This window comes from Bacillus sp. EKM206B (assembly GCF_011066015.1).
GTDB lineage: Bacteria > Bacillota > Bacilli > Bacillales > Bacillaceae > Bacillus > Bacillus velezensis.
In genome coordinates this window covers 1-21,512 of record NZ_JAAMNL010000020.1, presented here as the reverse complement: position 1 = coordinate 21,512, position 21,512 = coordinate 1, and the positions used below count along the sequence as shown (strand labels likewise).

Here is a 21,512-nt window from a genome sequence, read left to right as displayed (position 1 = left end):
GCGGTGTAGCTCAGCTGGCTAGAGCGTACGGTTCATACCCGTGAGGTCGGGGGTTCGATCCCCTCCGCCGCTACCATTGGACCTTTAGCTCAGTTGGTTAGAGCAGACGGCTCATAACCGTCCGGTCGTAGGTTCGAGTCCTACAAGGTCCACCACTTATACGGAGGAATACCCAAGTCTGGCTGAAGGGATCGGTCTTGAAAACCGACAGGGGTGTCAAAGCCCGCGGGGGTTCGAATCCCTCTTCCTCCGCCATATCTAATTTAATTATCATCGCGGGGTGGAGCAGTTCGGTAGCTCGTCGGGCTCATAACCCGAAGGTCGCAGGTTCAAATCCTGCCCCCGCAACCAAAAAATGGTCCGGTAGTTCAGTTGGTTAGAATGCCTGCCTGTCACGCAGGAGGTCGCGGGTTCGAGTCCCGTCCGGACCGCCATTTATAAAAAGGCTCGGTAGCTCAGTTGGTAGAGCAACGGACTGAAAATCCGTGTGTCGGCGGTTCGATTCCGTCCCGAGCCACCATTTAATTTAATATTGTTTTGGCGGTTGTGGCGAAGTGGTTAACGCACCAGATTGTGGCTCTGGCACTCGTGGGTTCGATTCCCATCAATCGCCCCATACAACATGCGGGTGTAGTTTAGTGGTAAAACCTCAGCCTTCCAAGCTGATGTCGTGGGTTCGATTCCCATCACCCGCTCCATTTTTATATTGTCATGGGCCTGTAGCTCAGCTGGTTAGAGCGCACGCCTGATAAGCGTGAGGTCGGTGGTTCGAGTCCACTCAGGCCCACCATGATGATTTTTCCACAGTAGCTCAGTGGTAGAGCTATCGGCTGTTAACCGATCGGTCGCAGGTTCGAATCCTGCCTGTGGAGCCATACGGAGAAGTACTCAAGTGGCTGAAGAGGCGCCCCTGCTAAGGGTGTAGGTCGTGTAAGCGGCGCGAGGGTTCAAATCCCTCCTTCTCCGCCATAAGGCCCGTTGGTCAAGCGGTTAAGACACCGCCCTTTCACGGCGGTAACACGGGTTCGAATCCCGTACGGGTCATTAAAAAACCTTGCATATTATGCAAGGTTTTTTATTATGCGTTCATAGTGTAAATGGTAAAAGACAGGTATGTGGCAAAAGCGCTCCATAATAAATAAGGGACCAGAAGCCAGGCTGAAGCTTTACTGTATTTACCGGCAATGAGCAACAGAATGAGTGTTGTCACCGCCACAAGCAGGCAATCGATAGATGCAGCAAGCAAATTTTTCTGTGTGAATTGAAAATAGCTGAATCCTTGATTCACGATATAATTGATGAGAAGCATCACCCAAAAAACTTTGGATTCTTTACATGAAAACTTTGCGTATATCAAGGCTGCTGAGAGCGAAATAAGCGCAAACAAAACCGCCCATATGATGCCGATCACTGATCCGCTCGGCGTCCAGTCAGGTTTTTGCAGTGCGTCATACCATTCACGGTCGATGGGAAAGAGAACCCCCGCTAAAGAAAACAAGACATATGTAATGATAAATACAATAATCGCACCGATATACTTCTTTTTCATTTGTTCCCTCCGTCATTCAATGTCAATACGTTAGTTCCCTTTTTTGGAAATATTAAACCTTTTAAAAGGTTCATGCATCATTAAGTGTATGAGTTTTCAGTGTAAAAATGCAGCAAACCATTTATTTGTATTCAAAAACCCCGGCAGGCCGGGGTTTTAATCAGCATGAAGATCGCCAAAGGTCGTCATAATTCCTTCTTCGTCCAGTTCCTGTTCATATTTTTCGTGTGCTTTGCTTGGATACACGGAAATGTTTTTTCCGGTAATATCTGTCGCGATAAAGTTCTCATAATCCTCAGCATAGCCGATGTTTTCTTCTGAGTTCATTGTCATATCCCCATAGCTGAGCGGAGGATCCTCTAAATCCTGAGGCGTTTCTGAGTTTCCGTATTCCTCAACATCCTGATAAGCATCTTCACTATCGTAAGTCGCCCGGATTGATTCATCATCATCAAATTCAAACTGTCCGAACGGTGTTTCCTCCTCAATCGGCCTGTCTTTGGAAACGGCATCCTGCGAGGAATATTCCGCCAATGTCGTAGCCGTCGGCAGAGCTTCGAGTCTGTCATAAGGAATGTCCTTGCCGCTGACTTCACATGTGCCGTATGTGCCGTTTTCAATTTGTTTCAGAGAGTAATCAATGTCGCGAAGGTGTTCCCGTTCATGGTCGAGCAGAGCCAGGTCTTTTTCCCGCTCGTATAATTCGGTCGCCTGATCGCCGGGATGATTGTCATAGGAAGACAATTCGCCGGATGACTGATACGGGAATTTATCAGCTAACTGAAATTGATCATTTTCTTTAAAGCGGCTCAAAATATCATGTCTGGCTTCTTCCAATTCTTTTTTAAAGTGTGTGATCTGTTCGTTTGTAAGCACATCAATCCCTCGTTTCTATGTGATGCTTACTGTTAGTATGAACGCTTTTGCGCAGAAAAATGGTGGATAAAAATAGTCATTTTCCCATGAGGAAGTAAAAGGATACAGTGATTGCCGAGAGTGGGGAAAGAAAATTCAAGTTTGTTTCTTTATTCATTTGCGCAAAAAGGTTTATAATAAGAAATGCAGGCATTTTGTCGTGCTCACATCTGTGTGTTTGACACAAAGTCATCACAGGTGTATTGTATTAAAAGCATTTAACGGATTATGGAGGAATGTCTCATGGTGACAACGGTGCAGCATACGTTCCGAGAGGAAGCAGATCATGCATTACATAAAGCCAAACAAGTCAACCATGCTGTCTTATTGAGCTATTCAAGACGTATTGCGTCTTTAGACCCTCTATCATTTTTCAAAGACGGAGCAAAAAAATATAAAGGCAAACGATTTTTTTGGTCAGAACCCGGTAGTGAATTAACAATAGTCGGTCTTGGCACAGAAGCGCTGTTCCAATCGAATGAAAAAAATGGAAAGCGTTATCACGACGTTTTTGAACAATGGGAGCGCTTTAAAAAGACGGCTTTTCATATTCATGAAGAAGAAGAGACGGCGCATACCGCGGTCGGTCCTGTCTTATTCGGCGGTTTTTCATTTAATCCCGCTGAAGAGAGAGGAGACGAATGGAACGGGTTCGAAGAAGGACTGTTCTTTATCCCCTCACTCATGCTGACAAAGACGGCAGATGGTGATTATTTAACCGTCAATCAATGGGCGGCAGACGGTAATCAGGCAGAAGATACGCTGAAACGTCTGAAATCTTTTTCGGAAGCTTTTTCAGTTTCTTCAATCGAGTATGAAGAATATCCTGTTTTAACAAAAGCGGAAGAACTTGATGTGGAAAACTGGCTTGAAGCCATTAAAACAGCAACAAATGATATGAAAGCAAATCAATTTGATAAAGTCGTGCTGGCAAGGGAAGTCGTTTTGTCATATGATGGGCCTATTCCGGCGGAGAGCGTTGTCCGCAAGCTTTTGACGGACCAAACGACAAGCTATGTTTTTGCGATTGAGCAGGGAGATAAATGCTTTGTCGGCGCTTCACCGGAACGGCTGATCAAAAAATCCGGCAAAGACGTCATGTCCACTTGTCTGGCAGGTTCAATTAAGCGCGGAGAAAATCAACAAGAAGATGAGCGTCTCGGCAAAGAGCTGCTGCATGACGAAAAAAATCTCGCGGAACATGATTTTGTGGTTCAGATGATACACGATTCTTTCTTGTCGAGCTGCAGCGATGTGAAAAAGCCTGCAGGTCCGCAATTATATAAAACAAAAAGTGTTCAGCATCTATATACGCCGATCACAGGCCATCTTAAAACGTCCGCTTCGCTGTTTGATTTAATTGAAAAGCTGCATCCCACACCGGCATTGGGCGGAGCTCCCCAGCAGAAAGCTGTTGAGATTATCGCTGATATTGAACCAATGACACGCGGATGGTACGCGGCACCGATCGGCTGGATGGACGGCAGGGAAAACGGAGAATTTGTCGTGGCTATCCGATCAGGGCTGATTGAAGGCAAAAGTGCGCGGCTTTTCGCAGGCTGCGGCATTGTTGAAGATTCAGATCCGCAATCAGAATATGAAGAAACACAAATTAAACTAAAGCCGATGATCTCTGCTTTAGGAGGTGAAAGGCTTTGACAAACCCGATTACACATTATATCGGAAGCTTTATTGATGAATTCGCTCTATCAGGTGTCACCGACGCAGTTGTTTGCCCGGGGTCGAGGTCAACTCCCTTGGCGGTTTTGGCGGCGGCCCACCCGGATATTCAAGTCCATATACAGATTGATGAACGATCCGCAGGTTTTTTCGCACTCGGTCTTGCAAAAGCCCGCCAGCGTCCGGTCATGCTGATTTGTACGTCAGGAACGGCGGCGGCTAACTTCTATCCGGCCGTGATTGAAGCTCATTATTCAAGAGTGCCTCTGATTGTCCTGACTGCTGACCGGCCTCATGAATTGAGGGAAGTGGGGGCGCCTCAGGCGATTAACCAGCATTTTCTGTTCGGTAACTTTGTTAAGTTTTTCACAGACTCGGCTCTGCCTGAGGAAAATCCTCAAATGCTGAGCTATATCAGAACATTGGCCGGCAGAGCCGTAAGTGAAGCCGGGAAGCGCCCGATGGGGCCAGTCCATATCAATGTGCCGCTCAGAGAGCCTTTGATGCCGGATTTATCAGCCGCACCTTTTGAAAGAATGAGAAAGGGGCGGCACGTCTCAGTCACAACAGGGATTCAGTCAGCTGATCAAGATTCTCTCTGTCATATTACAGAGCGTCTTGCGGGGACCGAAAGAGGTATGATCGTCTGCGGCGAAATTCACGGTGAAGCAGAAAAGCAGCAAATCATCGCGCTTGCCGAGATGCTTCAGTTCCCGATTTTGGCTGATCCGCTTTCAAACCTCCGAAACGGGGAGCATGATAAGACGCTGATTATTGATGCTTATGACTCGTTTTTAAAAGATGAAGAAATAAAAGAGGCGCTGCGCCCGGACGCTGTGATCCGCTTCGGCCCGATGCCGGTTTCCAAACCGCTCTTTTTATGGCTCAGAGATGATCCTGCCATTGAGCAGTTTATCGTCGATGAAGACGGAGGATGGAGAGATCCCACCCAGGCCGGCGCGCATATGATTCATTGCCATCCGTCTGTGTTTTTGGAAGCGGTCCGTTCAGCTGAAACCGGAAAGCGGCCGTCCGGATGGTTTGAGAAATGGCAGTTTGTCAATGACCGGTTCCGGAGTCATTTACAGGACGCAAGCATGGATGATTTATCATTTGAAGGAAATGTATATCGTCAGCTTCAGCACCTTGTCCCTGAAGGCAGTTCGATTTTTGTCGGAAACAGCATGCCGATTCGCGACGTGGATACGTTCTTTGAAAAACAAGATCGCTCCTTCCGTGTCTATGCCAACCGCGGCGCTAACGGAATTGACGGAGTTGTCTCCTCGGCTATGGGACTGTGTGAGGGTACAAAAGCTCCTGTCACGCTTGTCATTGGAGATTTATCGTTTTACCATGATTTAAACGGGCTGTTAGCGGCTAAAAAACTTGGAATTCCGCTTACGGTTATTTTAATAAACAATGATGGCGGCGGGATTTTCTCGTTTTTGCCGCAGGCATCTGATAAGACTCATTTTGAAGAACTGTTCGGTACGCCGACGGGTCTTGATTTCCGGCATGCCGCCGCACTGTACGGCGGGACGTATACTTGCCCTGAGACATGGGAAGCATTTAAGGATTCGTATCAGCCGCAGGCGGACAAGCCCGGACTTCATATAATCGAGCTGAAAACAGATCGGACATCAAGAGTTCAATTCCATCGCGATCTGCTGCAGGCCGCAGTGCGGGAAGTGAAAAAAGAATGGAAACTGTAACAGTTAAAACGGCCGACGGCGTATGCTATCGTGCTGCTGATAGCGGACACGAATCATCTGAAGCTATTGTTTGTCTGCATGGATTTACGGGCAGCAAAGAATCATGGATGTTTTTACGCGGCATGTTTCCCGGCGAACGAATGGTGATGATTGACTGCCTGGGTCACGGGGAGACAGACGCGCCTGTGCAAGCGGCAAGGTACAGTGCGAGCCGGCAGGTTGCGGACCTTGCCGCCGTTTTTGATCAATTAAAACTTCACAAAGTGAAACTTATTGGTTATTCTATGGGGGGAAGACTTGCGTATTCCTTTGCACAGGCATTTCCGCATCGGGTGTCAGCGCTTGTTTTGGAAAGTACAACCCCGGGCCTCAGCACGCTTCAGGAACGCAAAAAGCGGATTCAGTCAGACCGGAAGCTTGCTGACTTTATATTGCAGGAAGGTATAACATCGTTTGTCGATTATTGGGAGGGCATTCCGTTGTTTGCCACGCAGCTTTCTCTGCCGGACAGCGTAAAGGCGTCCATCCGTGCCGGCAGGCTGAAAAATAATCCGTCCGGACTTGCAGGCAGCCTGCTCGGAATGGGGACGGGCTCACAGCCTTCCTGGTGGGAGGCATTACACCGCATCAAGGCGCCCGTCCTGCTCATATGCGGTGAATGGGATGAAAAGTTTTGCGCTATTAATCAAAAGGTGCATAACCTGCTCCCATCAAGTAAAATAGAGGTTGTCAAACAGGCGGGGCACACGGTACATGTGGAACAGCCGCGAATTTTTGGTAAGATAGTAAGTGAGTTTTTATACGGCTTGTAAAGCATAAAGAAAATAGCTTTTCGGCCGGACTCAGGCAAAAATGAAGGAGGTCATATCAATGGCTGCAGAATGGAAAAGTGAACGTCAGTACGATGAAATCCTGTACGAGACGTATAACGGTATTGCAAAAATAACAATTAACCGCCCGGAGGTACATAACGCATTTACTCCTAAGACGGTATCAGAAATGATTGACGCGTTTGCTCGTGCGCGTGATGACTCCAATATTGGTGTCATCGTTCTTGCGGGAGCGGGAGATAAAGCATTCTGTTCAGGCGGAGACCAAAAAGTCCGTGGTCACGGCGGATATGTCGGAGACGATCAGATCCCGCGTCTGAATGTGCTTGATCTTCAGCGTTTGATCCGCGTTATTCCTAAACCGGTCGTAGCGATGGTATCAGGCTATGCCATCGGCGGAGGCCATGTGCTTCATATCGTCTGTGATTTAACGATTGCGGCCGATAACGCGATTTTCGGTCAAACCGGACCGAAAGTGGGAAGCTTTGATGCCGGTTACGGCTCAGGTTACCTGGCGCGTATCGTCGGACATAAGAAAGCCCGTGAAATCTGGTACCTGTGCCGTCAATACAACGCGCAGGAAGCGCTCGACATGGGGCTTGTCAATACAGTTGTCCCATTAGAGAAACTTGAAGAGGAAACAATTAAATGGTGTGAAGAAATGCTTGAGAAAAGCCCTACAGCCCTTCGTTTCCTTAAAGCGGCATTTAACGCTGATACAGACGGCCTCGCCGGAATTCAGCAATTTGCAGGAGATGCAACGCTTCTTTATTACACAACTGACGAAGCGAAAGAAGGCCGCGATTCCTTTAAAGAGAAACGCAGTCCCGATTTCGGTCAATTCCCTCGTTTTCCGTGATCAGATGACACTACGAAACAGCTTGAGCCGCTCTGGTCCAAGCTGTTTTCTTTTCAAAAAAAGTACTTTTACCTCGGAGATGATAACATGCTGACAGAACAGCCGAATTGGCTCATTCAAAGGGCTCAGCTGACACCAGAGAGAATCGCTCTCATATTTGAAAACAAACAGATGACATTCAGAGAATTATATCTTGCTTCTAAACAAATGGCCGCGCGGCTGTCCAAATACTGCTCGCTTAAAAAAGGAGACCGCGCTGCGATTTTGCTTTCTAACAGACCGGAAATGGTTTATGCCGTTCACGCCTGTTTCTTATTAGGGGCGGAAGCTGTGCTGTTGAATACGAAGCTCTCAAAACAGGAACGGATGTTTCAGCTCGAAGATTCACAGGCTAAGCTTTTATTGACGGAGGACGGTTTTTGCCGCGAAGAATATGAGTCTGCGGTCGCCGCTGCGGATGTAGACGAGCTGCAGGCCAAAGCCGCGGGAGACATTGAACCTGAAGCTTATGTAACGCTTGATGATACGGCGACTCTTATGTATACGTCAGGAACAACGGGAAGGCCGAAGGGGGTGCAGCAGACTTTCGGTAATCATTATTCCAGCGCTGTATCGTCTGCGCTGAATCTGGGGGTCACGGAGCGGGACCGCTGGCTTATTGCGCTGCCGCTGTTTCATATCAGCGGTCTGTCTGCGCTGTTTAAGTCGGTTATTTATGGCATGCCTGTCGTGCTTCATCAAAAATTTTCTGTCACTGATGTGCTGGACAGCATCAGCTCCCATCAGGTCACGATCATTTCAGCGGTGCAGACCATGCTTTCGGGCCTGCTTGCGGAAACTGAACAATGTCCTGAGTCACTGCGCTGCATTCTGCTTGGCGGGGGTCCGGCACCGCTGCCGCTCCTTGAAGAATGCCGCAGGAAACAATTTCCGGTATTCCAATCTTACGGCTTGACTGAAACCTGCTCACAGATTGTCACGCTTTCTCCGGAATTCAGCATGGACAAGCTCGGCTCGGCCGGTAAACCGCTGTTTTCATGCGAAATTAGAATTGAAAAAGACGGAAGCCCTTGTGCGCCGTTTGAACACGGTGAAATTACGGTGAAAGGCCCGAACGTAATGAAAGGGTATTACCATCGTGACGACGCAAACCAGGCCGCTTTTCATAATGGATGGTTTAAAACGGGCGATCTTGGCTATTTGGATGATGAAGGGTTTTTATACGTGCTGGACAGGCGGTCGGACCTCATTATTTCAGGCGGAGAAAACATCTACCCGGCAGAAGTGGAAGCGGCGCTGCTTGCCCATCCGGCTGTAGCGGAGGCCGGTGTTTCGGGAGCCGAAGATCCGAAGTGGGGGAAAGTGCCGCATGCTTTTCTCGTGCTGACTTCTTCTGTCAGTTCTGAGGAGCTGACCGCCTTTTGCCGTGAGCGGCTTGCAAAATATAAAATACCGGCTGCTTTTTTCGAGGTTGACGGGCTCCCGCGGAACGCGTCCAATAAACTGATGAGGCATCGGCTGAATGAGCTTCGTAAAGGAGAATTATCATGATTAAGATTGAAAAAATCACCCTTTATCATGTAAGTATGAGGCTGAAAAAACCGTTTAAAACAAGTATTGAAACGCTGCAGGACCGTAAATTTTTGATCGTGGAAGCGATCGATGAAACCGGGAGAACCGGCTGGGGGGAGGTATCGGCGTTTTCTTCTCCGTGGTATACAGAAGAAACGATTCAGACATGCGCGCATATGCTGAGAGATTTTTTCATCCCAAATGTCGTAGGCCGCGAGTTTTTCCATCCGTCAGAAGTGCCTGACAGTCTCGCGCGTTTCAAAGGAAACCGCATGGCAAAAGCGGGGCTTGAATCAGCCGTGTGGGATCTATATGCCAAGAAAAAGGGGATATCTCTCGCAGAAGCCTTAGGGGGCAAAAGAGATAAAGTGCCCGCCGGCGTGGCGGTGGGTCTGGCTTCGCCTGATGAGATGCTTCGGGAAATTGAGCAATACGTAAAAGAAGGTTATCAACGTATAAAAATAAAAATTCAGCCCGGCCATGACGTTGATCTGGTCAGATCCATCCGCAGCCGTTTTCCGAACGTACCGCTGATGGCGGATGCCAACTCGGCATATGAACTGAAAGACATCAGCAGGCTGAAAGAGTTGGATGAATTCCAGCTCATGATGATAGAACAGCCGCTTCAGGCAGATGATATTGTCGATCACCGCCACCTGCAGAAACACTTGAGAACCGCGGTATGCCTTGATGAAAGTATATGCTCATATGATGACGCAAGGCGGGCGATTGAGCTTGGGAGCTGTAAAATCATTAACATAAAACCGGCGCGTGTAGGAGGCCTGACTGAGGCTTTAAAAATACATGACTTATGCAGAGAGCATCACATGCCGGTTTGGTGCGGCGGAATGTTTGAAACCGGCATTTCGAGAGCGCAGACAGTCGCGCTCGCTTCGCTGCCGCAATTTACGATACCGGGTGACATTTCCTCGTCAGACCGATACTGGGAGGAGGATATTGTCACTCCCGATATCCGTATCGAAGAGGGGTTCATCTCTGTTCCGGACGGTCCCGGACTGGGTGTTGAAGTCAATCAGGAAATAATGAGAAAATACGTCACCCAAATGGACGTTTTTACGACAAACAACTGATAAAAAGACATTTCAGCGAGTTGAGCTGCCTGTATGCTGCTGTTATATTGAAACTGTTCATCATCACCCCTTCCCCAGTTTGAACCGGCTGTATCAGCCGGTTTTTTTAATAGGCGGATGCGATGATTTTTTTATTCTTCAAACAGTGTCGGCTTTAGATCGCAGGTGTGGGCAAACATGTACATCTTGATAAAAAATTCTGTGCTTGTCATGAATGCGATATTGTACTGTCTGCCGCCTATATTTGCCGACGAACCGCCTTTCTGCCATGCTTCTCATCCGCGCGATTTTCTCCGGCTCAGGGGCTGATTTCAAAAAGGCTTGCGGCGCGGAAATGAAAAAGAGCTGTATAAAACAGCTCTTTTCTTTTATAAATCATGCGGTTTAAAGGTTTTGCAATCCGTTTCTTCACTTTTTTCAGCGGTTTCGCCTGTATGGCTGACCACATAAATCGCGTCGGCCGTGCATTTGTTTCCTCTGCCCCAATATGAACAGTTATTGACTTCACACAGAATTTTTTGGTCCATGCTGGCTCCCCTCCAAGATAAAAGGTACGCCATTAGTATGAGCCGCCCTGATTTTTGTTATTCCTCCTGACGGATATAACGTCTGTCTTTCATAAAGAGCTTCCAGAAGAAATAAAACCCGGGAAACAAAATAATGAAAGCGACGATATACGTCATAAACAGCGCCCTGAAGGTGGCCGGCTCCGTAAATCCTGACATGACCGTAATATCCGGATAAATCATATAAGGAAGATGCGCCCGTCCGTATGCATAGCTTGCCAGAAAGTATTGAAGCGCAATGGCGATCATGGCGATTCTCGGTTTGCCGAGGTTGCTGCCGAAGCGCTTATTCGGCAAAAACAGAGCCGCGCCGGCAATGATAAATGTAATGACAGACAGTATGAGCCATGTCTTGTCTTTCATCATCCCCGTATACAGCCAGCCGGCTTCAGAGCGTAATGTCAGCATAATGAAGAAGGCAAAAAGAAGCGACAGCGGCCCTGTTAGTAAAGAGCTCCGTCTGTAGATGCGGTACGCATGCTCCTCTTCCGCAACATTTGAAAAATCGGCCAGAAGCAGTGAAGATAAAAATAAAGTGCTTAAAATGGCAAAGCCGATAAACGCATACGCATTAAGGCTTGTAAAGACATTTGCCAAATTCAGGTGATACACGCCGCCCGTCTTCTCAATAAAACCTCCGTGTGTGACCGGAAGGACCAAAATCAGCACAGCGGGAATAATGAAGCCCGAAATTCCGGAGATATATCTCATGATTTTTCTTTCCTTCGCCGTATTGGAGAAGACGAGAAAGCCGCTGCGGATGGCTAAAAGCAGCAAAATAATACTCCCCGGGATCAATAAAACGGTTCCCAGCACGAAGGTTGCCCCTGGAAAGAAGCTGAATAGGGCGACAACGATTGCGACGATAAAGACGTTGGTCACTTCCCATGTCGGGGACAAATAACGGTTGGCGATGTTTGTCGCCTTTGTTTGTTCTTTATTTAAATAAATCATCGACCAAAAGCCGGCTCCGAAGTCCATCGTTGCCATGACCGCGTAGATAAACACGAAGCCCCATACGATTGATATCGCAATGAGAGCATCCATGGTAATGTCCATTTTAATTCAGCCCTTTCTATAGTTAGGATTCCGCCGCTTTTACATCCTCCTCAACGGGATGTTTGCGGAAATAATAAAGCAGCACATAAATGACTGCAGCTGCCAAAATGGCGTAAACGACCGTAAACAGGATGAACAGCAAACCGATTGAACCGGTTGTCGTGACGACATCAGACGTTTTCAAGAGATGGTAAATCACCCATGGCTGCCGCCCCGTACAAGCGAATATCCACCCGAATTCAATTCCGATCAGACTGAGCGGTCCTGCGGTTAAAAATAAAATCAAAAGCCAAGTCGGAAAGCTGTCTTTCTTTAAAATTTTTCTCCACACGATGCCGATGATTGAGTACAAAATGAGCAGCATCCCGATGCCGACCATTCCGTTAAACAGTGTATGGATGAATAAAGGCGGCCACTCGTCTTTCGGAAACGCGTTCAATCCTTTGACGACGGTATCAAAGCTGTTTGCAGCCAAAAAGCTTAAAGCCCACGGCACCTCTATCGCCCATTTTACTTTTTCTTCTTTTGCATCAGTAAAACCCCCGATCGCAAGCGGAGCGTGTGATCTAGTTTCAAAGAGCCCTTCTGCGCCCGCAAGCTTCTCAGGCTGGTATTCGTAAAGAAGCTGGGCTGACTCGTGACCGTTTAAAGAGGCAATAATGGAGAATATCCCTCCGATCGTTAAGGCGAGCAGCAGCGCTTTTCGGTGAAAGCGGTATACCTGCTCCTGTTTTCTCGTTCTCAGCATTTTATAAGCCGCAACTGACGCAACGATAAATGCCCCGGTCATGAAAGCCGTCAGTACGACATGGCCCGCGGTGGTGAAAAAGCTTGGATTAAAAAACGCTGCCCAAGGTTCGACGTCAGTGATTTTGCCGTTTAAAATTTTAAAGCCGGCCGGCGTTCCTTCAAATGCGTGAACATTTGTGATTAAGACGGCAGATGCCGCGGCGCCGATCAAAACGAAAATAACGGCAATGATGCGCATCGCCGGAGTCAGCCGGTCAGCGGCGTAGACATAAATGGACATAAACAGCGCTTCGATAAAGAAAGCATAGATTTCAATCTGAAACGGGAGTGACATCACCCTGCCGATGACTTCCATGAATCCGGGCCACAAAAGGGCAAGCTGTGTACCCGCGATCGTTCCGGTCGGTATCGCCACGCCGAGCAGAACAGCCTGCGCCTTCGTCCACCGTTTTGCCATAATGGCATAATGCGGATCTTTTGTTTTTTGATAAATCAATTCAGCCATTAAAATCATCAGAGGCAAGCCGACACCAAGCGTCGCAAAAATAATATGAAAGCCCATGGTTGTCCCGAACAGGCTTCTGGCTAACACTAAATCATCCACGATCATAAACCGCCTTTCTAAATTACCGTTTTATGTAATGTGGTTATATTATTTGCTGAAGCGATTAGATTATTCTTCCGATTCCATATATGTGCAGGGTTTAGAAATCAAGGGATCAGGGCATATATGATTGACAAGCGGATATTTAAGGTTTAAAATAAAACGTAATTATTACGATTTGAGAAAGGGAGATCAGCATGAAAAAAGATATTCATCCGGATAACCATCAAGTGATTTTTCAAGATGTGAACAGCGGCTATCGCTTTTTAAGCCATTCTACGAAAACGTCAGCGGAAACGGCAGAGTGGGAAGACGGAAAAACATACCCGCTGATTAAAGTGGAAGTCAGCTCAGATACGCATCCGTTTTATACAGGCCGCCAAAAGTTCAACGAAAAAGGCGGGAGAGTCGAACAGTTCAACAAAAAATACAATATAGGAAAATAAGACAAGCCCAATGGGGTTTGTCTTATTTATTGAGCACTTTGTCATCTCGTGCGGGGAGTGACGAAATGATCCGTCTTATGTTATATTGTGAATAAAAAAGCAGAAAGGAAACACCAAGATGAGTCTTCTAAACGATATCATGCAATTTAATGAGCAGTTCACTAAAAACAAAGATTATGAAAAATACCAAACATCTAAATTCCCGGATAAAAAAATGGCGATTTTGTCCTGTATGGACACACGTCTTGTAGAATTGCTTCCGCATGCGATGAATATGCGAAACGGCGATGTGAAAATTATTAAAAGTGCCGGCGCGCTTGTCGCCCACCCGTTCGGAAGTATCATGCGCAGCCTTTTAGTGGCCGTATACGAATTAAACGCCGATGAAGTCTGCGTTATCGGCCACCATGATTGCGGCATGAGCAAAATCAACAGCGAGGATATGCTCGATAAAATTATCGACCGCGGTATTCCGAAAGAGCGGATTGACATGCTGAAGCACTCAGGAGTTGATCTTGATCAATGGCTGAAAAGCTTTGATTCAGTAGAAGCGAGTGTTACAGACAGCGTAAACGTCATTAAACACCATCCGCTATTCCCTGACAATGTGCCGGTGCACGGTCTGGTGATTGATCCTGAAACCGGTAAACTTGATCTGGTGATCGACGGTTACCAGCATATGGACTAATGTTTTTCTTTCTTGTCCGGTACGGGATCAACACCGCCCGGATGAAAAGGGTGGCACTTTAAAATCCGCTTCAGTGTCAGCCATCCGCCTTTTAATGCGCCGTGAGTCTTGACGGCTTCGATTCCGTACTGCGAACACGTCGGATAAAAGCGGCATGACGGCGGCGTCAGCGGAGAGATGAACTTCTGGTATCCGCGGATGAAAGCAATCATTATGGTTTTCATCAAAAAACCACCTTTCTGATGCTAGTATAGAAAAAAAATTTCAGATTGAAAAGCTTCCGCCACAATTCTTATCGGAAAACTGTGTTATAATGGATGCATATTCTGAAAAAAAGGGAGTGCCATTATGCCTTCAGTAGAAAGTTTTGAGCTTGACCATAATGCGGTTGTGGCTCCGTATGTAAGACATTGCGGAGTGCATAAAGTCGGAACAGACGGCGTCGTGAATAAGTTTGACATTCGCTTCTGCCAGCCGAACAAACAGGCGATGAAGCCGGATACGATTCATACGCTTGAGCACTTGCTTGCGTTTACGATTCGCACACATTCTGAGAAATACGATCACTTCGACATCATAGATATCTCACCGATGGGCTGCCAGACAGGTTATTATCTTGTTGTCAGCGGCGAGCCGACAGCGGAAGAAATTGTAGACCTGCTTGACGCTACGCTGAAAGAAGCCATCGATATTACGGAGATTCCGGCGGCCAACGAAAAACAGTGCGGCCAGGCGAAACTTCATGATTTAGAAGGCGCGAAACGTCTGATGCGTTTCTGGCTGTCACAGGATAAAGAAGATTTGCTGAAAGTGTTCGGATAAAAAACAGGCCTTTTTGCTGACATGCAAAAAGGCTTTTTTACATATTTCTAAAAAATGTCACACCTTATGTGTAAGCGTTTGCTAAAATAGAAGCAAACATGAAGGAGTGATGGGATGAAACGGGCTGTATTGGCAGGTATGTGCGGTATGGTATTTCTATTATCTTCCTGCGGGGGCAATTCGGACAAAACCTCCGCGGATGAAGAGCCTAAAGCGCTTGAGGTCAAGCTTACAGGACCGGAAACGGCAGCACCGCATGAAAAAGCGGAATACAAGGCGGAAGTTTTTTACGGCGGCAAGCGTGTCACGGATGCGGATGAAGTCATGTTTGAAGTATGGAAAGAAGGAAAAAAAGGCAGCAGCAAAACAAGCAAGGCCAAGGAGGAAAAAGGGGCGTATCACCTGCGGACTGAATTTGATGAAGAGGGTGTGTATACCGTTCAATCCCACGTAACGGCAAAACAGCAGCATAATATGCCGACTGTAAAAGTGCGTGTCGGGGATGCTGAAGCTGCCGATGATTCCTCCGGCCATGAGGAACAGACGCATCATCATTAAGGATTTTTTTTATCCGTCAAGCCTTTTGATGCGTCCTCCGGCGGGTCAATCGTATGTTTTACATTATAAGCTCTTACAGTCGACCAGATGGATAAAAGCAGCACGGCGAGCACGATAAGAAAGCCGAAGCTCAGAAGAAGCACCATGAAATCCCTCCTTTTTAACAAATCATAACATATTTTCCATCCGTAAAACCAAGGGCTAAAAATTTATGTTTTAACACACGATATATAGGGTATATCAATAGTAAACCAAAGGAGGAAGATAGGCATGTCAGAAAAACTATTGGATGCAGTCAATAAGCAAGTTGCAAACTGGACGGTCATGTATGTGAAATTACATAACTATCATTGGTACGTCAAAGGGAAGGACTTTTTCACATTGCATGAAAAGTTCGAGGAGCTGTATAACGAAACGGCTACATATATTGATGATCTGGCAGAACGTCTGCTGGCATTAAACGGCAAGCCGATCGGCACAATGACGGAATCATTGAAGACAGCGTCTGTAAAAGAAGCGGAAGGCAATGAGAGCGCAGAACAAATGGTACAGAACATTTATGATGATTTCACTGTCATTGCGGAAGAGCTGAAAAGCGGCATGGATCTCGCAGATGAGGTAGGAGACGAAACGACCGGTGATATGCTGCTTGCCATTCACCAGAATATCGAAAAACATAACTGGATGCTGAAAGCGTATTTGGGATAAATCAACAAGGGAAGACCGGGGCTATAAAGCACTCGGTCTTTTATTTGGCTGCCGAAGAGAGGTGTTGTCCATTTTTCTGAAAAATCCAGTCCGTTCCATTCACTTTTCATAGAATAATGTAAGGCCGTTTCTGTGAAAGGATGTTGGATCAAGTGGGCAAAGACTTTGGCATCTTTTCGTTTTTTGCAGTGATCGTGTCGGCAGCGGGTTTTTTCTTCGGAGGTTTTCAGTATTCGTTTCTGATTTTGCTATCGGTCATGGCGATTGAGTTTATCAGTACAAGCTTAAAAGAATCTCTTTTGCAGCAGCTGAGCGCAAGAAAGCTTTTTGCGCGGCTGGTCAAAAAAATCGTGACCCTGGCATTAGTCTCAGTTTGCCATTTTTTTGACCAGCTGCTTCATACCGAAGGCGCCATCCGTAATTTGGCTATCATGTTTTATATCTTATACGAATCGGTTCAGATCGTGATTACGGCAAGCTCGCTGGGCATACCGGTTCCGCAGGTGCTCGTCGACCTATTGGATACCCTGAAAAATAAATTCAAGCGCAAACCGTAACATTTGCTTCAAAGGAGGCTATACTAGCGGGTATGATGGTTTTCCTCTGAATTTTTGATAAAGGGCTTCCGAACAAACGCAACTGTGGTATGATGTATGGAAGATATGAAGGAACGGATTAGAGGGATAAACATGTACGAGTTTAAAGACTATTATCAGAACACTGTTCAGCTCTCCTTTGAACACCAGCCTTTTTCAGACAGCCCGAAGCACGTGTGGGTCATATGCCGATATGGAGATAAGTGGCTTTTGACTGAGCACGAAGACCGGGGGTTTGAATTTCCGGGCGGAAAAGTGGAGCCGATGGAATGTGCGGAGGAAGCGGCCTTGCGCGAGGTGAAAGAAGAAACCGGCGCCGCGGTAAAACATCTGAAGTACGTCGGACAGTATAAAGTTCTCGGCAGGGAAAAGGTAATCGTGAAGAATATTTATTTTGCCGATATTGAAAAGCTTGAAAAACAGGCTGACTATTTTGAAACAAAGGGGCCGGTGCTGTTCAGCGAACTGCCGGAGAATCTCCCCCGAAATAAAAAATTCAGTTTCATTATGAAAGATTCGGTGCTTCCGATCAGTCTGAAAAAGCTGAAAGAGGACGGCGTATTTCAATCATAAAAAACGGAGACCCGGCGTTTACGCACGGGTCTTTTTTAAATTTTTCCTTTCGTCCATTTTCTTTCTAACAGTTCGACTCCCTGATACATCAATGTCGCAAAAATCGCGATGATCAGAAGGCTTAAGAACACAAGAGTGAAATTGAAGACCTGGAATCCGTAAATGATCATGTAGCCCAGACCTTTTTCGGAAACGAGGAACTCGCCGACGATGACACCGACCCAGGATAAACCGACGTTCACTTTAAGCGCGGAAATAATCGCGGGGGCGCATGCCGGCAGAATGACTTCTTTAAACATGATGCTTCTTTTCGCTCCGAAGGTTTTCATCACCTTAATATAGTTTTCATCCACTTCCTGAAAAGCCGTAAAGACGACGATTGTCGTGATAATGACACTGATGACTGCTCCCATGGCGACAATGCTTGTGAAATTCGGTCCGAGTGCCACGATGAGAATCGGTCCGAGTGCGACCTTCGGCATCGCGTTTAAAATGACGAGGTACGGGTCTAAAACCCGGGCGAGCCTGTTTGACCACCATAACAGAGCGGCGAGGCATGTGCCGAGGAGCGTGCCGAGCAAAAAGCCGAGAACGGTTTCTCCTAAGGTTACGCCGATGTGCGCCGCAAGGGATCCGTCCGCAATCTTTTCAACTAAAAGCCTGCAAACGGCGGAGGGTGAGCTGAAGATTAACGGATCGATCCAGCCCGCCCTGCTCGATATTTCCCATCCGGCAAAAAATACGATAAAAATGGCGGCCTGATACGCACGGATCCGGAGCTTTTCTTTTTGGTGTCTTTTCTTAAACTGCTGATGAAGCTGTTCAATCGTGCCGCTGCTGTTTTTCAAGGGAATTCAGCTCCTTCCATATGGTTTGAAACAGCGGCTGAAAGGCCGGATCCTGACGCGCGTCAAACGGATCTAAAGCCGCGAGCTCCTTAGGCACGGTGAATATTTGGTGGATGGTGCCCGGCTGATTCGAAAATAAATAGATTGTATCGCTCATGGCGATGGCTTCACCGATATCGTGGGTGACGAGCACGGCGGTTTTTTGAAAATCCTTTAATGTTCTGAAGACAAGATTTTCCAAAGAAAGCTTCGTTTGAAAGTCCAGCGCGGAAAACGGTTCATCAAGGAGCAGCAGTCCCGGGTCCGGCGCAAGAGTTCTGGCAAGTGCCGCCCGCTGCCGCATCCCGCCTGAGAGCTCTTTCGGGTATTTCTTTTCGACGCCGATTAATCCGAGCTTAGGCAGAAGGCTGAGAACTTCAGCTCTTTTTTCTTCTGTTAATGTTTTTGAAATGTGTAAACCGAGCAGCACGTTTTCCTCAATTGATTTCCAAGGAAATAAATAATCCTGCTGAAGCATATAACCGATTTGGTGTTCTTTATGGTTCGGCACGCTTCCTTCAATCAGCACCCGGCCTTGCGCAGGAGTAATAAGGCCGGCCAGAATGGACAGGAGTGTTGTTTTTCCGCATCCGCTCGGTCCGAGAAAGGAGATGAAATCCCCTTTTTCAATCTGAAAATGTATATCTTTCACGGCGGTTGTCTTTTCTTTCAGCGAGAAATAAGTATGTGTTACATGATCCACATGTAAAAAAGACATTCATGTTCCTCCTATTGTTCTGAGGTGACTTTTTTGGCGATTTTTGTGTTGACGAGTTTGCTGTACGGAATGTGTTTCGGGAGCTCTCCGGCTTCATCCATAATAGATTGAAGCTGTTCCCATTCATCCTTTTGCAGAACTGGGTCTGCAGAGAATGACTTTTGTTTTTTATAGCGCTCTATTGATGTTTCGATAATAGCCGGATCGGTATCGGCAAATTCCTTCTGAATCGTTTTTGCGATGTCTTTGGCCGGATGGCTTTCCACCCATTGCTGGGCGCGATAGATGGCGCGGGTGAATTTTTCCGCCGTCTTTTCATTTGTTTTCAAATAACTTTCTTTTGCCATAAAGGTTGTGTATGGCACTTGGCCGGAAGCTTCTCCGAAGGATGCGACGATATGGCCGATGCCTTCTTTTTCAAATTGGGATGCCGTCGGTTCAAACAGCTGCACATAATCACCCGTTCCGGATGCAAATGCGTTGGAAATATTGGCGAAATCAATGTTTTGAACGAGGTTAATGTCTTTTTTCGGCTCTATGTGATTCTTTTTCAGGACGTACTCACCGGCCATTTGGGGCATGCCGCCTTTTCGCTGGCCGAGAAATGTTTTTCCTTTTAAATCGCTCCATTTGAATGAATTCTCATCCTTCCGTGACACGAGAAATGTGCCGTCCGTCTGTGTCAGCTGCGCGAAGTTGATGACCGGATCTTTTGCTCCCTGCGCCTCCACGTAAATGGATGTTTCAGAACCGATCAGCGCGATGTCTGACCCGTTTGACAAAAGCGATGTCATTGTTTTGTCTCCGCCCCATGTTGTTTGAAGTGACACTTGGAGCCCTTCTTTTTTAAAGAAACCTTTTGCTTCAGCGACATACAGAGGCGTATAGAAGATGGAGTGTGTGACTTCCGCCACCTTTACCTTTGTCAGACTTTCTTCCTGTCTGCAGGCCGGAAGAATGAGCAGGAAAAAGGCGCATATGACAAAAACGCAGCCCGTTTTGAGCCATTTGTTCACGGTGTAACCTCCTTGTTTTAAGCGTTAAATAACCTTTTCTGCTTTACATATCGTATGATGGGTATAAAAAATGTGTGAGTGCCCATATTCACGTTGGGAAAGAATAAAAAAACTGATGATATAAGGAGGCCATTGTTTTGCTGGTAGAAAAGAAAAGGTTCCCGTCTCCGAGTCCGCATATCCGCCTCTTTGAGGTATGCTATGAGTCAGAAGGACTGAAGGTAAAGGGGCTTCTTGCCGAGCCTGCGGCGCCGGGAACATATGACGGTTTTTTATATTTGCGCGGCGGCATAAAAAATGTCGGCATGGTACGCCCCGGAAGAATCGTTCAATTCGCTTCCCAGGGTTTTGTCGTGTTTGCGCCTTATTACAGAGGCAACCAGGGCGGCGAGGGAAATGAAGATTTTGCGGGAGAGGACAGAGAGGACGCGTTTTCCGCTTTCCGCCTGCTTCGGGAGCATCCGAACGTCAGGGAAGGGCGGGTGCATATTTTCGGTTTTTCCCGGGGCGGTATCATGGGGCTTTTGACCGCGATTGAAATGGGGCATCAAGCGGCTTCGCTCGTATCATGGGGCGGTGTGAGCGATATGGTGCTTACTTATGAAGAGCGGAAGGATATGCGGCGGATGATGAAGCGGGTGATCGGAGGCACGCCGAAAAAGGTGCCGGATGAATACAGATGGCGTTCACCGTTTGAAAAAGCAGACCGCATTCAGGCCCCTGTGCTGCTCATCCATGGAGAGAATGATGAGAATGTTTCGATCGAACACGCCCGAATGATCGAGGACAAGCTGAAAGAGGCGGGGAAACCGGTGGAAACTTGGTATTACAGCGGTTTTACGCATTATTTTCCGCCGCAGGAAAACAGACGCATTGTCCGGCGGCTGGCGGAATGGATGAAGACACGGTAAGATGCCTGATTTATGATATGATAATAAAGAATAAGAGAATGAAAGGGGATTTTCATTTTGGGAATGCCTGTTGAATTTAATACCATGATTGTGACAAAAGGCAATGAAAAACGGATAGAGGAAAATATCTTTTTATTGGAGAAAGAGGGCTACCGCGTCTATCCTCTTGATATTCCGATGGACGTGCGCAAAACGAAAACCGGCGAGAAATCCGGCACCGGCGAGGTCCAAAAGCTCGAATGGGCGAACGGCCGGACAAGCATTACATACAGACTCACGTCGCTCCATTCGACAAACTGAAAAAACAAAAGCCAAGGGCATAAACGGGGACTGACCCCATAAGATGAGACAAATAAAAACACCTTCAAGTTTGAATACGGATGAATGTTATCCGAAATTAGA

Annotated in this window: 25 protein-coding genes and 11 tRNA genes; 26 read left to right on the top strand and 10 right to left on the bottom strand. The window is 47.0% G+C overall.

What is annotated here, in order from left to right; translation table 11 throughout:
- The first annotated feature begins 78 nt into the window (after nt 1–78).
- The 11 genes from G9F50_RS19935 to G9F50_RS19885 all read left to right on the top strand — a co-directional run bounded on the left by G9F50_RS19935 (nt 79) and on the right by G9F50_RS19885 (nt 1,044).
- Nucleotides 79–155: transfer RNA gene (locus tag G9F50_RS19935), tRNA-Ile, on the top strand.
- 7 nt (nt 156–162) lie between these two features.
- A tRNA-Ser gene (locus tag G9F50_RS19930) sits at nt 163–255 on the top strand.
- Between the two features lie 19 nt (nt 256–274).
- Nucleotides 275–351: transfer RNA gene (locus G9F50_RS19925), tRNA-Met, on the top strand.
- Between the two features lie 6 nt (nt 352–357).
- Nucleotides 358–434, top strand: a tRNA-Asp gene (locus G9F50_RS19920).
- Nucleotides 435–444: 10 nt separating this feature from the next.
- A tRNA-Phe gene (locus G9F50_RS19915) sits at nt 445–520 on the top strand.
- A 20-nt stretch (nt 521–540) separates the two neighbouring features.
- A tRNA-His gene (locus tag G9F50_RS19910) sits at nt 541–616 on the top strand.
- 8 nt (nt 617–624) lie between these two features.
- A tRNA-Gly gene (locus G9F50_RS19905) sits at nt 625–698 on the top strand.
- A gap of 15 nt (nt 699–713) precedes the next feature.
- Nucleotides 714–790: transfer RNA gene (locus G9F50_RS19900), tRNA-Ile, on the top strand.
- A gap of 10 nt (nt 791–800) precedes the next feature.
- Nucleotides 801–875 (top strand) — tRNA-Asn (locus tag G9F50_RS19895).
- Nucleotides 876–878: 3 nt separating this feature from the next.
- A tRNA-Ser gene (locus tag G9F50_RS19890) sits at nt 879–969 on the top strand.
- Between the two features lie 3 nt (nt 970–972).
- A tRNA-Glu gene (locus tag G9F50_RS19885) sits at nt 973–1,044 on the top strand.
- A gap of 34 nt (nt 1,045–1,078) precedes the next feature.
- Here the strand turns inward: G9F50_RS19885 and G9F50_RS19880 are convergent.
- The gene (locus tag G9F50_RS19880; RefSeq protein ID WP_060562184.1) at nt 1,079–1,549 is read right to left on the bottom strand and encodes a TspO/MBR family protein; all 471 of its coding nucleotides are present in this window, start codon (nt 1,547–1,549) and stop codon (nt 1,079–1,081) included.
- 156 nt (nt 1,550–1,705) lie between these two features.
- Nucleotides 1,706–2,425: a TraR/DksA C4-type zinc finger protein gene (locus G9F50_RS19875; protein WP_165417783.1), complete on the bottom strand. Its 720-nt coding sequence runs from the start codon at nt 2,423–2,425 to the stop codon at nt 1,706–1,708.
- 282 nt (nt 2,426–2,707) lie between these two features.
- Between G9F50_RS19875 and G9F50_RS19870 the strand changes: the two genes are divergently transcribed.
- The 6 genes from G9F50_RS19870 (at nt 2,708) to menC (ending at nt 10,208) form a co-directional block, all read left to right on the top strand.
- Nucleotides 2,708–4,123, top strand: coding sequence for an isochorismate synthase (locus tag G9F50_RS19870; RefSeq protein ID WP_165406607.1), 1,416 nt, complete (start codon nt 2,708–2,710; stop codon nt 4,121–4,123).
- The gene (gene menD / locus G9F50_RS19865) at nt 4,120–5,856 is read left to right on the top strand and encodes a 2-succinyl-5-enolpyruvyl-6-hydroxy-3-cyclohexene-1-carboxylic-acid synthase (RefSeq protein WP_060562186.1); all 1,737 of its coding nucleotides are present in this window, start codon (nt 4,120–4,122) and stop codon (nt 5,854–5,856) included. The genes G9F50_RS19870 and menD overlap by 4 nt, the downstream gene beginning before the upstream one ends.
- Nucleotides 5,844–6,668 (top strand): 2-succinyl-6-hydroxy-2,4-cyclohexadiene-1-carboxylate synthase, encoded by an 825-nt coding sequence (menH, locus tag G9F50_RS19860; RefSeq protein ID WP_060562187.1) that lies wholly within the window; start codon nt 5,844–5,846, stop codon nt 6,666–6,668. The genes menD and menH overlap by 13 nt, the downstream gene beginning before the upstream one ends.
- Nucleotides 6,669–6,726: 58 nt before the next feature.
- Nucleotides 6,727–7,545, top strand: a complete 819-nt coding sequence (menB, locus tag G9F50_RS19855) for a 1,4-dihydroxy-2-naphthoyl-CoA synthase (protein ID WP_007408846.1) — start codon at nt 6,727–6,729, stop codon at nt 7,543–7,545.
- Between the two features lie 87 nt (nt 7,546–7,632).
- Nucleotides 7,633–9,096 (top strand): o-succinylbenzoate--CoA ligase, encoded by a 1,464-nt coding sequence (locus tag G9F50_RS19850; protein WP_060562188.1) that lies wholly within the window; start codon nt 7,633–7,635, stop codon nt 9,094–9,096.
- A complete protein-coding gene (gene menC / locus G9F50_RS19845) occupies nt 9,093–10,208 on the top strand; it encodes an o-succinylbenzoate synthase (protein WP_060562189.1) in 1,116 nt (371 codons plus the stop codon). Before G9F50_RS19850 ends, menC begins: the two co-directional genes overlap by 4 nt.
- 368 nt (nt 10,209–10,576) lie before the next feature.
- Here menC and G9F50_RS19840 read toward each other — a convergent pair whose 3' ends face one another.
- From G9F50_RS19840 to G9F50_RS19830, 3 genes are read right to left on the bottom strand one after another with little or no spacing between them, the layout of a single operon-like run.
- A complete protein-coding gene (locus G9F50_RS19840; RefSeq protein ID WP_007408842.1) occupies nt 10,577–10,735 on the bottom strand; it encodes a DUF1540 domain-containing protein in 159 nt (52 codons plus the stop codon).
- A gap of 57 nt (nt 10,736–10,792) precedes the next feature.
- Complete coding sequence (locus G9F50_RS19835) at nt 10,793–11,833, bottom strand: cytochrome d ubiquinol oxidase subunit II (RefSeq protein WP_060562190.1); 1,041 nt, start codon at nt 11,831–11,833, stop codon at nt 10,793–10,795.
- 22 nt (nt 11,834–11,855) lie between these two features.
- A complete protein-coding gene (locus G9F50_RS19830; protein WP_003152226.1) occupies nt 11,856–13,187 on the bottom strand; it encodes a cytochrome ubiquinol oxidase subunit I in 1,332 nt (443 codons plus the stop codon).
- Nucleotides 13,188–13,384: 197 nt separating this feature from the next.
- Here G9F50_RS19830 and G9F50_RS19825 point away from each other — a divergent pair, with 197 nt between their 5' ends.
- Complete coding sequence (locus tag G9F50_RS19825) at nt 13,385–13,633, top strand: type B 50S ribosomal protein L31 (protein ID WP_060562191.1); 249 nt, start codon at nt 13,385–13,387, stop codon at nt 13,631–13,633.
- Between the two features lie 118 nt (nt 13,634–13,751).
- On the top strand, nt 13,752–14,321 hold the full coding sequence (locus tag G9F50_RS19820) for a beta-class carbonic anhydrase (RefSeq protein WP_003152233.1): 570 nt from the start codon (nt 13,752–13,754) through the stop codon (nt 14,319–14,321).
- On the opposite strand, the gene yidD is transcribed toward G9F50_RS19820, so the two are convergent.
- Nucleotides 14,318–14,545 carry a membrane protein insertion efficiency factor YidD gene (gene yidD / locus G9F50_RS19815; RefSeq protein ID WP_060562192.1) on the bottom strand — a complete coding sequence of 76 codons (228 nt, stop codon included), beginning with the start codon at nt 14,543–14,545 and terminating at the stop codon, nt 14,318–14,320. The two genes, G9F50_RS19820 and yidD, sit on opposite strands and share 4 nt — an antisense overlap.
- 124 nt (nt 14,546–14,669) lie before the next feature.
- Between yidD and G9F50_RS19810 the strand changes: the two genes are divergently transcribed.
- Both G9F50_RS19810 and G9F50_RS19805 read left to right on the top strand, forming a co-directional pair.
- Nucleotides 14,670–15,143 carry an S-ribosylhomocysteine lyase gene (locus tag G9F50_RS19810; protein ID WP_003152237.1) on the top strand — a complete coding sequence of 158 codons (474 nt, stop codon included), beginning with the start codon at nt 14,670–14,672 and terminating at the stop codon, nt 15,141–15,143.
- A gap of 114 nt (nt 15,144–15,257) precedes the next feature.
- Nucleotides 15,258–15,701 carry a FixH family protein gene (locus tag G9F50_RS19805; protein WP_014418701.1) on the top strand — a complete coding sequence of 148 codons (444 nt, stop codon included), beginning with the start codon at nt 15,258–15,260 and terminating at the stop codon, nt 15,699–15,701.
- On the opposite strand, the gene ytzI is transcribed toward G9F50_RS19805, so the two are convergent.
- Entirely contained in the window at nt 15,698–15,847 is a 150-nt protein-coding gene (ytzI, locus tag G9F50_RS19800) for a YtzI protein (protein WP_015240433.1), read from the bottom strand. The genes G9F50_RS19805 and ytzI overlap by 4 nt on opposite strands.
- Before the next feature lie 124 nt (nt 15,848–15,971).
- Between ytzI and G9F50_RS19795 the strand changes: the two genes are divergently transcribed.
- The 3 genes from G9F50_RS19795 (at nt 15,972) to ytkD (ending at nt 17,578) form a co-directional block, all read left to right on the top strand.
- On the top strand, nt 15,972–16,409 hold the full coding sequence (locus G9F50_RS19795) for a Dps family protein (RefSeq protein ID WP_007408835.1): 438 nt from the start codon (nt 15,972–15,974) through the stop codon (nt 16,407–16,409).
- Nucleotides 16,410–16,561: 152 nt separating this feature from the next.
- A complete protein-coding gene (locus G9F50_RS19790; protein WP_007408834.1) occupies nt 16,562–16,966 on the top strand; it encodes a phage holin family protein in 405 nt (134 codons plus the stop codon).
- A 132-nt stretch (nt 16,967–17,098) separates the two neighbouring features.
- Entirely contained in the window at nt 17,099–17,578 is a 480-nt protein-coding gene (ytkD, locus tag G9F50_RS19785) for an RNA deprotection pyrophosphohydrolase (protein ID WP_060562193.1), read from the top strand.
- A 35-nt stretch (nt 17,579–17,613) separates the two neighbouring features.
- Here the strand turns inward: ytkD and G9F50_RS19780 are convergent, their stop codons facing one another.
- The 3 genes from G9F50_RS19780 to G9F50_RS19770 are packed head-to-tail and all read right to left on the bottom strand — an operon-like array spanning nt 17,614 to nt 20,199.
- Nucleotides 17,614–18,426, bottom strand: a complete 813-nt coding sequence (locus tag G9F50_RS19780; RefSeq protein ID WP_014418698.1) for an ABC transporter permease — start codon at nt 18,424–18,426, stop codon at nt 17,614–17,616.
- Complete coding sequence (locus G9F50_RS19775) at nt 18,401–19,183, bottom strand: ABC transporter ATP-binding protein (protein WP_003152246.1); 783 nt, start codon at nt 19,181–19,183, stop codon at nt 18,401–18,403. The genes G9F50_RS19780 and G9F50_RS19775 overlap by 26 nt, the downstream gene beginning before the upstream one ends.
- 11 nt (nt 19,184–19,194) lie before the next feature.
- A complete protein-coding gene (locus G9F50_RS19770; protein ID WP_060562194.1) occupies nt 19,195–20,199 on the bottom strand; it encodes an ABC transporter substrate-binding protein in 1,005 nt (334 codons plus the stop codon).
- 137 nt (nt 20,200–20,336) lie between these two features.
- Between G9F50_RS19770 and G9F50_RS19765 the strand changes: the two genes are divergently transcribed.
- On the top strand, nt 20,337–21,110 hold the full coding sequence (locus G9F50_RS19765; protein WP_042635438.1) for an alpha/beta hydrolase family protein: 774 nt from the start codon (nt 20,337–20,339) through the stop codon (nt 21,108–21,110).
- Nucleotides 21,111–21,167: 57 nt separating this feature from the next.
- Nucleotides 21,168–21,410: a DUF2584 domain-containing protein gene (locus G9F50_RS19760; RefSeq protein WP_003152249.1), complete on the top strand. Its 243-nt coding sequence runs from the start codon at nt 21,168–21,170 to the stop codon at nt 21,408–21,410.
- Nucleotides 21,411–21,512: the final 102 nt, after the last annotated feature.